General features: G+C 56.7%; 8 protein-coding genes. All 8 read right to left on the bottom strand.

All coding sequences use genetic code 11. The features are described from left to right. Window positions 1-6: 6 nt before the first annotated feature. Complete coding sequence (locus ACTWLJ_RS07730; protein ID WP_445180441.1) at window positions 7-1,401, bottom strand: TIGR01777 family oxidoreductase; 1,395 nt, start codon at window positions 1,399-1,401, stop codon at window positions 7-9. An 86-nt stretch (window positions 1,402-1,487) separates the two neighbouring features. After that, window positions 1,488-1,952 (bottom strand): hypothetical protein, encoded by a 465-nt coding sequence (locus tag ACTWLJ_RS07725; protein ID WP_445180440.1) that lies wholly within the window; start codon window positions 1,950-1,952, stop codon window positions 1,488-1,490. A 564-nt stretch (window positions 1,953-2,516) separates the two neighbouring features. Beyond that, a complete protein-coding gene (locus ACTWLJ_RS07720; RefSeq protein WP_445180439.1) occupies window positions 2,517-3,452 on the bottom strand; it encodes a tetratricopeptide repeat protein in 936 nt (311 codons plus the stop codon). Beyond that, complete coding sequence (locus tag ACTWLJ_RS07715; RefSeq protein WP_445180438.1) at window positions 3,449-6,241, bottom strand: glycoside hydrolase family 19 protein; 2,793 nt, start codon at window positions 6,239-6,241, stop codon at window positions 3,449-3,451. Before ACTWLJ_RS07715 ends, ACTWLJ_RS07720 begins: the two co-directional genes overlap by 4 nt. A gap of 51 nt (window positions 6,242-6,292) precedes the next feature. Then, window positions 6,293-8,347, bottom strand: coding sequence for a type VI secretion system Vgr family protein (locus tag ACTWLJ_RS07710; protein ID WP_445180437.1), 2,055 nt, complete (start codon window positions 8,345-8,347; stop codon window positions 6,293-6,295). A 28-nt stretch (window positions 8,348-8,375) separates the two neighbouring features. Next, window positions 8,376-9,377 carry a serine/threonine-protein kinase gene (locus ACTWLJ_RS07705; protein ID WP_401218710.1) on the bottom strand — a complete coding sequence of 334 codons (1,002 nt, stop codon included), beginning with the start codon at window positions 9,375-9,377 and terminating at the stop codon, window positions 8,376-8,378. Further along, window positions 9,374-10,102 (bottom strand): PP2C family protein-serine/threonine phosphatase, encoded by a 729-nt coding sequence (locus ACTWLJ_RS07700; RefSeq protein WP_401218707.1) that lies wholly within the window; start codon window positions 10,100-10,102, stop codon window positions 9,374-9,376. The genes ACTWLJ_RS07705 and ACTWLJ_RS07700 overlap by 4 nt, the downstream gene beginning before the upstream one ends. After that, window positions 10,102-13,641 carry a type VI secretion system membrane subunit TssM gene (gene tssM, locus ACTWLJ_RS07695; protein ID WP_445180436.1) on the bottom strand — a complete coding sequence of 1,180 codons (3,540 nt, stop codon included), beginning with the start codon at window positions 13,639-13,641 and terminating at the stop codon, window positions 10,102-10,104. Before tssM ends, ACTWLJ_RS07700 begins: the two co-directional genes overlap by 1 nt. Window positions 13,642-13,652 lie beyond the last annotated feature (11 nt).

The following is a 13,652-nucleotide window of genomic DNA, read 5'->3' as shown; positions in this document are numbered from 1 at the left end:
CGATCCTCAGGTCAGATCGCGCAGAGCGGCGTCGAGAGTTGGATAACGGAATGTGTAACCGACCTCGGTCAAACGCTGCGGCACCACGCGCTGACCGTCGAAGAACAACTGCGCCATCTCCCCCGCCAATGCACGCACTGGCGCGGCGGGAATGTGGAACCACACCGGGCGCTTGAGGACTTTGCCGGCATTGGCGGCGAACGCTGCCTGACTGACGGTTTCAGGCGCGACCATGTTGTAGGTGCCACGCAGACTCTCGTCGTCGAAGGCCCGAGCAATCACCTGCAGCACATCGTCGCGATGCACCCAACTCATGATCTGCCGACCATCGCCCATTCGCCCGCCAAAGCCCAAGCGGAACGGCATCAGTAACGGCAACAACGCACCGCCCGGGCCGAACACTACGCCGAAGCGCAGCACCACCTGACGCACGCCAAACTCGGTGGCCGGTTGCGCGGCGGCTTCCCATCGAGCGCAGAGTTCGGCCATGAAGCCGTCACCCTTGCTGGCGTGTTCGTCGAGGCTTTCGCTGGCATCGCGCACGCCGTAGAAACCGATGGCCGAGGCTTGAATCCACAGCGTTGGTTTGTGCCGCGTGTTCTTCAACCAGGTCATCAACGCTTCGGTGGTACCGACTCGGCTGGCGAGCAGTTGCGCTTGACGCTTGGGACTCCAGCGTGGCCCAGCTACTGGTGCGCCTGCGAGATTGATCACTACGTCGAAGGCTTCGTCGTGGCTGAGCTCGCTAAGCGAATGCACACAGCGGACGCGGCCGTTGAACAGGTTCGCCGCGTTCAACGGATCACGCGTCAGGACGCTGATTGAATGACCGGCGTCGAGTAGTTGGTTGACCAAAGCTTCACCGATAAAACCGGTGCCGCCGGTGATCAGCACGCGCTTATAGGCGCTGCCGACAAACGGGTTGGATGAACTCGGAGTCTTAACTGAAGGGGATTTTTGGTGGTCATGGCGATACAGCCACAACAGCGGCGGCACCAACACCAGCAACGCAAAACCGTCGAGCCACAAGTGCGACCAGACCTGTTGTTGCGCTGAAAGCCACATGTCCTGCGGTGCCCATAACAGAATGCCGGCGATCAACCAGCCCCACACCATCGGGGCTTTCGAGCGATTGCCAATGTGCACCAGCGCGAGCATGTACAGCGAGTAACTTTGCAGCGTCGCGCCGAACAGCGCGAGCCACCAGACTTGTTGTTCGTGGCCGGCGGCGGGCACCGGGTCTGCGCCCCAGAATGCGAGTTCGAGAACTTGAAGATAGCCGTCGAGTAAACCGGAATGCCCGGCCCAGGTCAGGGTGAGGCCGGCGAGTATGTGCACGATCGCAGCGGCGTATAGCCAGAGCACTAAAGCGCGGCGAAGGGAGATCGAGGGGGCTGGCATTCCGTGTCCTGAGCGCATTCCTTGGGGGTGGGGAGTTTAAAGGAAAATGGGTGTTTTCAGTCGCTCGAACACAATAGGTTTTGTCGCTATCGCACTGAGTGAGCGTCAATCAAGACGAGCAGCTCCTTCAACCTAGCAATATCCTCCTCATAAAAGGCATTACATTGCGTCAGGACCACATATTCATAGCCGGTCGCTTTTTCATGGGTGCTGCATACAATCCCCGGACCTTCCCCGCCATCCTGCCTTCCATACACGACATCCCGCGCATCCGTCAGCACCCAGCCTGACATAGCCAATTTCGTACTGGCTGCTTCAGGAAGTCCATCGAAGTGCATGATTGCCTCAGCATTCGGCAGCTTGACGAGCAAGTTGTATGGCGACGATAAAGAACTCATTCCCACAGTTTTCGTGACTTCGGCGAGGTCCTTACCCCGCACGATAAACGTTGGGAGGCCGTCTAGATCACCTTCATAAGTTGACTGATGAAGTGGCGAAAGTTTCAGGACTTCAATTGCGCCCTCGTTGACACAGCTGACGAACTCCAGCATTGGCTGAACGTCATGAAACTCGCAGGTGGACTCTTGAGCAAACAATGTCGGTGATAGAAGTGTCGTGCAGAATGCGAACACCCACCTCAAACAAGATTGGGGCAAGCTCAACTGAATGCCCCTGTACGCATTTCCATTCACTGAGTGCCACCTGCTCCAATACATTCAATTGAATCGCTGGAATCCAAGAAATTCCACAAAGCCGCCGAACGCGCCATCGACCACCACGTCAAACTGCCCACCGAACCAAACGCGACGCGAAACCGGCCTCTTTAGCCTCTCCCCGGCACCGACGCCGAAGCACTCATGGCCAACGTCTCTGAAGAGTTCGAAGCAGAGAGATTCGCTGGTAATTGCGCTGTGAGCCATCATCGGGAAGATGGCTGGATAGCACCAAAAGTACTTTTTTCATGTCCATTTTCTTATGGGAAATCGATTGTACGGTCTATCCCGATCTCCCTGAGCACTGCCCACTCCGAAGATCAGGATCCGACGCTGGACTTCTAAAGCTGTAATTACGTCACGAAGGAATAGGATAGACTTATGTCAATCACGACAAATATATCAACCCCTCTTTATACAATAACTCTTATCTTTAACAGATTCAGGTATACGTGAAGACTTGCCAAGCGCATTCATCTTATCGATATAACTCGCGTAAAGAGGGCAAGCATCTTCTTTCATACCTAGATCCCAATAAGCATCTGCCAAATTCAGTATAGCAACTACCCTTTCAGGATACTTTTGGTGAATTTTCTTCAGAAGCAATACTGCTAAAGCACTTTCTTTATTGCGGTATAGATAGTAAGCATAATCATTGATCGCTCCAACATTATCACCCCCAACAATCAATGTCATTTCATATACCAAATCTTTTGGAATGCTAATTCGTTCCCCACCTGTGCCGGGCTGAAGAAACAGCGCCCCTTTTTCACCTTCAGGAAGCTTCTTCAATACATACTTAAAATCTTTATTGATTTCAGCAACCTTTGCACTTTCACTCATGTTCTTGACAGCAGGACCATTACCAGAAAATTGAGAAAACTTTACGCAACACTCAATGCGACGCACATCAAATTCACGAGGAATTCTATCTTCGCCTGGCACGCTCTCGTCGCTAATAGAATATTTTTCATCACGATCCGGCTCCTCCCAGCCGGACATTTTGTATAGCACGAAATCATTAAGACTTCGATCCCATCTGAAGTCATACTTCGTTATCAGTGTGTTATGCGGGTAATAGTCAATCAGAAGTGAAAAATCACCTGGTATATACCCCTCAGAAAGCCCACCGCTACCGAGCTCAAAACCACCTGTTATTTTTTTATCACTACCGCCAATATCGATGGTTATATTTGAAAAAGTCTCATCGTCCGCGGAAGAGGACACAGCATAATGATCACATACTCCATCGGAATTCAGATCGATCTGGCACTGCGTAGCTGCCTGCACAACGCCGAACACGGAAAGAAGCATGAAACCAAATAAAAACTTCATCATAGCGTTCCTCCAAGAGCAACTATTCGAGCTTCAGCATGCTGTTTCGCGACAGACGCGGTGCGGGAAGACGCGTAGTATTTGCGGGTAGCATTGCCACTCACGGACGAGTCCGAGTTATATAGTTCAATAAAACGCTTATACCCTATAATCGCTTGATTTCGGTCTGCGGCCTTCCCGCTAGTTCCTCCCGCCGGATCACTCCATAACCCCCAAGCAAACGAAAACTTGGCATTTTTATATGCTTTGCTGTCAGCCAACTCATAGACGCCCAACTTATTTAGCTTAGCGCACCCCTTTATATCAAGCGCTTCAATTGCTCGATTCAAAAACTGCAATCTATCATCGTAACCATTGAAGCCACCATTCACCACGGCCGTACAATAGATAAAATCATCCAAATCCGAACTCGCAGTTAGCTTTTTATAATTCGCCCAGAACCACCCTACGGAAACTACACTATGAGGCAGCTGCGCCATTTTATTATAGTCGGGCGCACCCAAGAAATTTTCGCCTACAAAAATCCCATAAGCCTTATAGTTTTCTTCGTAAGTAATTTGGATCAAGCCCCGACCAATATATGGTGCATACGAAGGAAGGCTATTATAACCCTCAATCGTAACTCTAAGGCTGCCACTCTCATGTAACATCTGCGCCAAAACATGCGCTTTACTTATACACGTGACAATTCCAGCCGTGGCGTACATTTCAGTTAGCAAATCTGTGTACTTATCTATATTGGCCTGCGTAGCCGCTGGGGCAATTAATTTAATTTGCTCTTTAGTAATAACGTCCGAACAACTACAGCCACCGCTATATGCAAACGAAGAAATTAGCCCGACAGGATGAATATGTTGCACGCTCGCATTATTTGAGATCCCATGCTGACCCAACAGCTTGCTCCACCAACTAAGCTTCTCAATTCTTGCCTTTTCTTCTACCCAATCTTTATGAGGCTCAGAATTACTATGCCCAATTATTTCGTCCAGAGCATCCCACTTATCTTTTTTGAAATCCCACTCATTTTCATAGCGCGTGACCAGGTTCGATATCGGTTGGGAGAACCAAGGCTTGCTCAATGCCTCTGCAATCTCAGACGGGGCCAGTTTTTTGTCCCCATTCCGGTCAAGTATTTTATACAGCATCTCGTTAACCGAACCCGCAACGGCCGCTTCAATGTTTGGCACATAAGTTTCACGCTCTTGCTCATTGAGATTCTCTTGAGCATGTAGGAACGCTGCTAAGTGATCGGCGTTGCTGGTGGTCTCTTCGATGAAATTGAAGCCACCCCATTCAAAGGGTGAGTGTCGAGAAATAACTACATCCTGCTCCGCGAACCAACCATCAATTCCGTTACCGTCCTTGTCTCCTAACAGACCATCTAGACGCCACCAATAAGTAGTTGTCGTTGACTGACCCATTGTGACTGCTTGTTTTATTTTTTTGTCCGCAGGTAATCCTTCTAGCAGTCCTACTGGGATATAAAAATCGTACCCCACATCTTTCCCAGCATCCGATGCTTTAGGTGGATTCGTAGCGCCCATTCCTTGTACGTGAGTTACAAGCTTGGTGCCTACTGGAATTTTTACTATAGATTTCTCAGCGAGGGGAAAACCGACAGCCTTAGCTTTACTTTGCTCAGTGAAAGCTTTCACATCCTCACAGCTAAAAACCTCTAGGTGCAGAAGGTTCTTCGGAGCTGCATCTGAATGGTTCTGATACTTGCCTACATGCCCCAGAACCTCACCAGCCTTGATCTTGTATGTCTGAGAGAGGACAACAACATCTCCCATCGGGCTGTGCGGCTCACTCTTTGGCGTAAGTGATTGCAGCCAAATAAACCCAGGAAGCTTCCCATCTGCGCCGGGCGCTAAGGCTGGCGTTGCCTGGCCACTGACGATTTCGGCGAGTTTACGAAAGTTGTTAGGTGTCGCTTCGTCACCAAGCCGTACTTGTGCGCCTGCTGGTAAGTGGCTAAGCGGGAGGCCGCTAGTATGGGCGCTGCGGATATTCGCTCCGTGCTGAGTGCCTCCAGGGATAGGATCTTGAGCTTCGTTACCCACGAAGTATTTGCCCCCCCCCAAGTCTTTCAATTGCCCCTTATATACCCATCCGCCCGCAGGCAAGCCTGAAATTTCAGGACTAACGCTGATAACCGCAACCCACGTTTGATTCGCTGGGGCAGGTTGTGTAACCACGGTCGTCCCCCGGGGCAAAACCGCCAAGACAGGAAAGTGTCCGGCGTTACCACTTCGCATCCGTATGCCCAAAGGCTTGTCTGGAGCATTGGCCTTAACTTCATAAAGTCCCTTTCCCCAAAAACCCGGCCGGTCTTTAAGCGTAGGGTTCGCTTTGTAACCCTCCCAGTCCAGCAAGTGCATATAGAGGCTGAAAAACGTCAGGCTTGGCCCAGCCGTTGGCGTGCTTGCAGGAGCCGCCCCGGATGCAGGCGCAGGAGGTGCCGGGAGCTCAAGTCGGTGCTTTACCAGCACAAACCCAGTCGAATAAACCGAGGGCGTCGAGCTAAAATCAGAAGTCGGGTACTTCTCGTCAATGCGATACGCGACGACCTCTCCATCAGCGATGCATCTGACCTCCGTCAGATCGCTGACCAAACCCGAAGCTTCATCGAAGTGAACGCCGCCATGCCAAAGCCCATTGGCCCCCAGCGGATAGTAACCATCCTTCGCTTTGGCTAGCGCCTTGTAGAACTGCTGCGGATCGGTCGCTTCGGCTGTCCCCACTTTCAAGGGATACGACCATTTTTGAATTTTGTTCGTTGTCTCTGTCATTACCAATTACCTGAATTCTGATCCCTGGTGGCTTGGATTGCCGTCGATGTCTTACCCGGAAAAATTGAGCATGCGCTTCGGTTTGCGTTTGATCTTTTCCTCAGACGCATTCAACAACGCCTGATCCATCAAACTCCCCGCCTTATCCTTATCCGCCGCCCCCGGCAGAACCGGCGGCTTAATCCCGATCCCTGTCCCATTACCCGCCGACCCGCCAGCATTAATCTTCACCACCGGCCCAACAACCGTCACACCACCGCCATCCAGCTTGATAAAGCTCCCACCCCCAAGAATGGTCAGCTCCGTCCCCGCCTCAATAACAATCTTGTCCCCAGCCTTAAGGTGAATCTCTTTCCCCACACTGGTGAGCTGCGCCGTCCCGAGCTTCACATGCTGGTTCTGCCCAATCGTCAGGTGATCGTCCATCCGCGTTTCTACTTTGCGGTCGGAGATCGTGGTGCGGTGTTCTTCAGCCTTGAGTTCGGTGTAGGTGTTTTTCTCGACCGTGTCGTGGCGTTCGTTGCCGACCCGAATTTTCTGGTCGTGCTCGACGTTTTCATCCCAATCGCGCTGGGCGTGGATGAAGATTTGTTCGGCGCCTTTTTTGTCTTCGATGCGCAGTTCGTTGTAACCGCCGCCGCCCGGTGAACTGAGCGTTTTGAACACGCTGCGGGTTTTGTTCGCCGGCAGTTCGTACGGCACCGGGTTTTCCTTGTGGTACAGGCAACCGGTGACGAGGGGTTGGTCGGGGTCGCCTTCGAGGAAGGTGACGAGGACTTCCATGCCGATGCGCGGAATGGAGATGGCGCCGTAGCGGTCGCCGGCCCAGGAACTGGAGACGCGTAGCCAGCAGCTGGTTTTGTCGTCGGCCTGGCCTTCGCGGTCCCAGTGGAACTGGACTTTGATGCGGCCGTATTGGTCGCAGTGGATTTCTTCGCCTTTGGGGCCGGTGACGTGGGCGGTCTGGCTGCCGAGCACGCGCGGTTTCGGGTGTTCCAGCGCCGGGCGGTAGAACACGTCCCACGGGGTGGCGAGGAAGGTGTTGCGGTAGCCTTGGTGGAAGTCGTCTTTGTTGTCGGTGGTGTCGCTGGTCACGCCTTCTTCGAGGACTTGCGGTTGCTTGCCTTCGTGGAGGATTTCGGTGAGCAGCCACAGGTCGTTCCACTCGGTGCGCGGGTGGTCGGACATTTCCATGAAGTGGCCGCTGACCAGTTTGGTCTGGTCGCCACGGCCTTCGGCCTGACGGTAGTCGGCGCGATGGCGTTCGAGGGCGCGCTGGCTGAGAAACTTGCCACGCGCGCGGTCGATGAAGCGGCCCGGGTAGTCGTAGTCTTCGAGATCCGGTTCAGCGTCTTTGCTATCGAGAGCGCCATCGGGTTTGTACGCCGCTTCCATTTGCAGGCGCGGTTTTTCGAAGTCGTAGTCGCGGCGCGTGGTGCGGCTGGTGCGGGTTTCCAGGCGCAGCTTGAAACCTTTGATCACCGGTTCGTCAGCGACCATGCCGCTGCCCTGCACGTAGGCGGTGGGCTGGCCGAGTTTCTGGAACACGGTCTGGTCGTCACCGAACACCAGCAGATGAGATTTTTCGCTGTGCTGGAAGTGGTAGTGAATGCCTTCTTCTTCGCACAGGCGTTGGACGAAGTGCAGGTCGGTTTCGTCGTACTGCACGCAGTAGTCGCGATCCGGGCATGGCTGGCTCAGCTGGAAGCTGTAGGCGTTGCCTTTGATGCCGTGCTCTTCGAGGATCAGCGCGATGATTTTCGGCGCCGACATCTGCTGGTAGATGCGCTGGTTGGTGCGGTGATGCAAGTATTGCAGTTGCGGCACCATCGAGATTTTGTAGCGGGTCAGGCGCTTGCCGGCATCGCCCTGGGCAACGCGATAGATCTGGCCGTGAATGCCACTGCCCTGCGGATCGAACGCCAGAAACGCTTGCTTGTGCAGGAGTTTTTCCAGGTCCAGATCGGGGTTTTCGCTGACCAGTTCGAGGTCGAAACGAAACGGCTGGCTGATGCCTTCGGTGCCAGTGAACGCCAGCACTTGCAGGTCGCCCACATAGTCTTCAACCGTCAGGCTGAAGTGCGTTTCGTTAGCTGAGTTGAACATTGTGTGCTCCCTGTTCGAATGTCATCCGTTACGCCCGAAGTCGCAGACGTTGCAGCCAGGACGAAGTGGCGCCCATGGCGTCACGCAGTTGGATGGCAGTGATGGTGCGTTCTGCCGCATCGAAGCTCAGCGCCGTTTGCAGCGCCGGCCAACAGTGTTTCGGTAAGTTTTGCGGGGCTTGCAGCTCGCGCTCCAAGTGCTCGTCGCGGGCCTGGGTCGAGGGCAAGCGGCGGAACGGGTGTTTGCCGCCCGCCAGTTCGTAGATTACGCAGGCCACGCCGTACACGTCCGCGCTGGCCGACAACGGTTGGCCCTCAAGCAGTTCGGGTGCGGCGTAGCCCGGGGTCCAGGCGTTGAAGCGCTCTCGGCTCAGGTGCGGCAGGCCGGGCAGAATGCCCTCGACTGCCTGGCCGAGGCCGAAGTCGAAGAGGCGCACGCCGTCTTCGCTGAGCATCACGTTGCTCGGTTTCATGTCGCCGTGCAGCACGCCGCGTGCGTGGGCGTAGGCCAGCGCATCGAGCAGCGGCAGGACAATGTCGCGCAGTTCTTTCCACGGCAGGCCCAGTGGCCGCTCGCAGAGCAATTTGTCCAGGGTCAGGCCACGCATGAGTTCCATGGTGATGAAGGCCCGCTGGCAATCGGTGTCCACTTCGAACGTGTACGGATGCAGCACGTTGTCATGGCGCAGGCGTCGGGTCAGGGCGAACTCGCTGTAGAGCAAGGCACTGGCGTCCGGCGACTCGGCAAATTCTTCGCTGAGGATTTTCAGCGCGATGTAAGGGTCGGGATCGCCGAACTGTTCGTGCAGCAGATCCCTTGCCCGGTAAACGGCGCCCATGCCACCCGCCCCGAGCAGACGCTCGAGGTGGTAACGGCCTGCCAGAACATCCGGCAGTTCACCGACGCTGGCCTTGGTCGGCGCCAGCGCAGGTTCGGCGTTATGTTGCTTGGCGAAGGCGAAGTAGGTCAGGTTGTTGGCCTGCTCTTCGCTCATCAGCAAGTCGTCGACTGAGGATTCGATTTCAGTCATTGGCGGATCACCACGGCAGTCAGGTTGTCCCGGGCGGCGCCACGCAGGGCGCCGTCGAACAGACGTTCCAGCGCCACATGCGGCGCGGTCAGGCTGAGGGCGTTGCCGAGGGCGTCGCTGCTCAGGCCCTGATACAAACCATCACTGCAGAGCAAAAACGCATCACCCGGATGCACTTCGAGTTCCAGTACATCGAGGGTCAGTTGCTCGGCAGCGCCGACGGCTCGGGTCAATGCCTGAGCTGCCGGATGCGCAGCAGCCTGCTCGACGCTCATCTGTTGCTCGTCGATCAATTGCTGTTGCAGCGAATGGTCCTTGGACAGCTGATACAAACGCTGCCCGCGCCACATGTAGCAACGGCTGTCGCCGGCCCAGATGCAGGCCGCACGATTACCGTCCACCAGCAGCGCCACGACGGTGCTGCCCATAATGCTGTCGTGACGACCGGCAGTGACGGTCAACTCCTGCCCCAGTCGCCGGTTCAGCCAGTGCAGGCACTGGCGAATGGCTTTGAGGCGTTCGTCGAAGTCGTCGTGTGGCGGCAACTCCGCCAGGCTGGCGACGATCAACTGGCTGGCGATGTCGCCACCCTGATGACCGCCCATGCCGTCCGCGACCACCCACAGCCCCTGCTGCGGATTGTCGAGGAAAGCATCTTCGTTGCGCGCCCGCACCTTGCCCGGGTCGGTACGCGCCGCGCTGCGCCAGGCACTGGCCACCAGCATCAGAGCTGCACCGGCATACGGAAGGTGCGCAGCACGCCCATGTCGAACGGGTTCGGCGTGCGCTGGCTGGTCAGCAGGTAGTTGGCGCGCAGGCCACCCACATCGGCTTTCAGCACCAGCACGTCGCGACCGGTCAGGTACTCGGTCTGCATCAGGTCGAACAGACGGAACAACGACCATGGGCCGGAGTTCTTTTCGATCCCGATCGGACGACCGGCCATCTTGTCCATCACCAGACTGGTGCGACCGTCTTCAGCATCGGTTGGCCACTTGAACGACACCGGCACGATTGGACCGTGGCGATATTCAATGGTCTTGTCACCGAACTTGAATTCCGAACGGCTGACCGATGGATCAAGGGTGTACGGCTCCAGTTTGAACTGCACGGTCGGCTCGGCCGGGTTGATCGAGAAGAAGCTCTGACGAATCGTCAGCGCGGCCGCCATCTGATCGAGGTAGACCTTGGACACCGGCAGGCTGTGACCGTCGACGCTGCGCATCCGGTAGTTGCCCGGATCACCACTGACGAACGGACGCATGTAGGTGTCGAAGAAACGGTCGGCGATGCCTTGAGCCTTGAAGAACTCGCGGAAGTCGCTGATCGCCACGTCGCTGGTGCTACTGGCGCTGAATGGATAACGCTTGCTGATGGTCTTGCCGTAAACGCTGTACAGCTCGTTCTGATAACGGCCGTTCAGGTATTGGTAGGCATCGTTGAGCACCAGACGCCAGGAGTCTTCGGCCAGCACGTTGAACCACACGCTCAGCGGACGCGGCAGACGACCGGACGCATTGCGCAGGTTGGTCAGCGCATCACGCTGGCCGCTCATGCGGGTCTTGGCCAGTTCGAACGCGGCTTGTTCCGGCGAGCTGGAACGAGCCAGGCTGGCCAGTTGCAGTTGCAGGTCGTTGAGCGCGCTCAGTGCCGGGGTCAGATCAGCGGCCGGGCCGTTGTTGTCATCCAGCAAACGGTGCAGCGGTTCGAAGCGACGTTGCAGGGATTTTTTCGCGGTGTCTGGCAGGTTCTTCGCGACGTTCAGGGCCGAAGCCTTGTCCGCCACGGCAGAGGCCAGTTTGCCGACTTTACCCAACTTGCCCTTCTGGCCGGCCAGCGCATCGGCGGCATCGCCAGCTTCATCCACCGGATCAGCAGCAGCCGGGAAGCGAGTGTTTTCGCGTACTTCTGTCAGCAATGCCAGCACCGGCGAGTTGGCCGAAGTCAGGCCCGCCAGTTGCTCGGCGCCTTCGCCAGCGTCGTTGATCGGCGGCAATGCCACTTGGCCAACGGCCTCGCTCCAGTAGTTGGCGTAGTCGCGGAAGTACAGTTGCTCCAGCTCGACCATCAGGCGACGCAAGTCCATGTCGCTGATACCGGCGCCTTCGCCCAGCACCCAGTTGTCACGCAGGATGTCGGTGACCAGTGCAGAACCCTGGACCGAGAAATACTGCTGATAACCCTGCTGGGTGTAGAAACCCGGGATCACGTAATCGGTGCCGACAAACAGCGAGCCTTGTGGGCCGAGGTGTTGGCTGAAACGGTAATCCGGCAGGTTGCGCGCCTGCTCACGGAGCATGCGATACACCACGGTCGCCAGCGATTCGCTGCGCAATACCTGACGCGCCTGCGCGACCAGTTGGTCGTTCAGCGGGTAGATAAACGGCAGCTTCAGCAGACGTTCGAAGTGGGTGGTCAAGCCGTTCTGCACCGCAGTGTTGCCGGTGTAGCGCGTCGACCAGTCAGTAGCGACCCAGTCCTTGAGCCACGCCGCATCGCGACGGTCCTTCATGTTCAACATCAGGTACGCGCGCAGGCTGTTGATCAGCTTTTCGCGGTCCTTCATGTTGGTGCGGATCTGCCCTTCGAGCAGCGTCGCGACCCGTGGCAGCAGTTGCGCCTGAAGCTCACGTTCGTAAGCTTCTTTGACTACCGGATTAACGTCTTCGCCCTGATACAGACCGCCACGCTCGTGGTACGAAACGTCGCCCTTTTTCGGGAACACTTGCGTCGCCGCGTAGCTGGTGTCGAGGACTTTCAGCGCGCCCATCGCATCATCACGCGGGCTCAATAACGTGCGTTGCTGAGCCCAGTTCTGCGCCAGATTGCGCAGGTTTTCCAGACGCTCATAGTTGGCCGAAAAACCACCAGCCCAAAGCATGCCGAACAGTGCCAGTGCCGCCAGTGCACCGACGTACAACGCACGCTGGCCCCAATGGATGCGACTGCGTTCGCGCTTGTCCAGACCGGCCAGATCGGCCTCGGGGAAAATCACCCGGCTGAGCAAGTGGTGGATAAACCGCGAACGGCCACTGCGCAACGTCGGCAATACGCCGGCGCTCATGCCCAGGTTGGCGCCGATGCCAGCGGTGGTCGCGTCCATTTCCTGCGTCAGGTGCGGCGCGCTGGTCAGGTAGAAACCGCGCAGTTGCGTGGCACGCTGGTAACGGTTGCCGGTGAACGCCAGATCGACGAACAGGCACATGCGCTCGCCGATCTGCCCCAGTTGATGCGGGAAGTCGAGGATGCGGCCACGGCGCTGAGTATCGCGCTCGGAGTGCATGCGCATGATCACTTGGCTGTTGAGGCGACGCAGCAGCTCTTCGAACTCGCTGCGCAGCACCGACACGTCGGTGCCCTGCTGATCCTTGCGGAAACTGGTGCCCAGCACCTGATCGCTTTCTTCGCGGGTCAGTTGATCGAAGAACTCGTCGAAGCCCAGCAGCTTGTCAGCCTTGCTCAGTACCAGATACACCGGCACATCGACGTGCAGCTTCTGATAGACGTCTTGCAGACGGGCACGCACCTGGCGCGCCAGAGTGTCGATGTCTTGCTCGCTGCCACCGATCAGGGTTTCCACCGGAATGGTCACCAGCACGCCGTTCAGCGGACGTCCACGACGACGCTTGCGCAGCAGCTCCAGCAACGTGGTCCAGGCACTGCTGTCGACGTCGACGTCCGCCTGGGTCAGGTAACGCCCGGCGGTGTCGATCAACACGCCGTGATCGGCGAAGTACCAGTCGCAATGACGGGTGCCGAGGGTGTCGCGGGTCAGCTTGCGGTCGATCTTGTTGATCGGGAATTCCAGACCGGAAAAGTCCAGCAGGCTGGTCTTGCCGCTGGCCTGCGGGCCGATCAACAGATACCACGGCAGCTCGCTGCGCCAGCGTTCGCTGCGACCGCGATACAGACTCGACGTCTTCAGGGTTTTCAGTGCGTCCTTGAAACGCGCCTTCAACTCTTTCTGCTCGTCGTCGATCAGCTCTTCGCGGCGGATGCGATCCTGACCGTCCTCGGTTGCTTCGACAGCTTTCTTGCGCACACCGGCGCGCCAGCTGACGAAGACCATGGTCAGGCCCCAGATCAGGAACAGCACACTGATGGTCAGCAGGCGGGAGGTCGAACCTTCCCAGAACTTGTAGTCATCAACGGCCAACAACGGGCCGACGAACCACACCAGCAGTGCCACGAACAGCACCAGCAGCAGGGTCCAGACCCAGGTCTGGCGCAGGAAGGCGCCGACTTTCTTGAAAAACTTTTTCATCACACGTCCCT

This window comes from Pseudomonas sp. McL0111 (assembly GCF_052567255.1).
The sequence above is the reverse complement of the archived record's forward strand: the minus strand, read 5'-3'. Positions and strand labels throughout refer to the sequence as shown.

What these genes read in the sequence shown, in the direction of transcription:
- ACTWLJ_RS07720 (WP_445180439.1), bottom strand. Translation starts at nt 3,452, where the DNA reads ATGATGAAGTTTTTATTTGGTTTCATGCTTCTTTCCGTGTTCGGCGTT.
- ACTWLJ_RS07730 (WP_445180441.1), bottom strand. Translation starts at nt 1,401, where the DNA reads ATGCCAGCCCCCTCGATCTCCCTTCGCCGCGCTTTAGTGCTCTGGCTA.
- ACTWLJ_RS07715 (WP_445180438.1), bottom strand. Translation starts at nt 6,241, where the DNA reads ATGACAGAGACAACGAACAAAATTCAAAAATGGTCGTATCCCTTGAAA.
- ACTWLJ_RS07705 (WP_401218710.1), bottom strand. Translation starts at nt 9,377, where the DNA reads ATGACTGAAATCGAATCCTCAGTCGACGACTTGCTGATGAGCGAAGAG.
- tssM (WP_445180436.1), bottom strand. Translation starts at nt 13,641, where the DNA reads ATGAAAAAGTTTTTCAAGAAAGTCGGCGCCTTCCTGCGCCAGACCTGG.
- ACTWLJ_RS07700 (WP_401218707.1), bottom strand. Translation starts at nt 10,102, where the DNA reads ATGCTGGTGGCCAGTGCCTGGCGCAGCGCGGCGCGTACCGACCCGGGC.
- ACTWLJ_RS07725 (WP_445180440.1), bottom strand. Translation starts at nt 1,952, where the DNA reads ATGCTGGAGTTCGTCAGCTGTGTCAACGAGGGCGCAATTGAAGTCCTG.
- ACTWLJ_RS07710 (WP_445180437.1), bottom strand. Translation starts at nt 8,347, where the DNA reads ATGTTCAACTCAGCTAACGAAACGCACTTCAGCCTGACGGTTGAAGAC.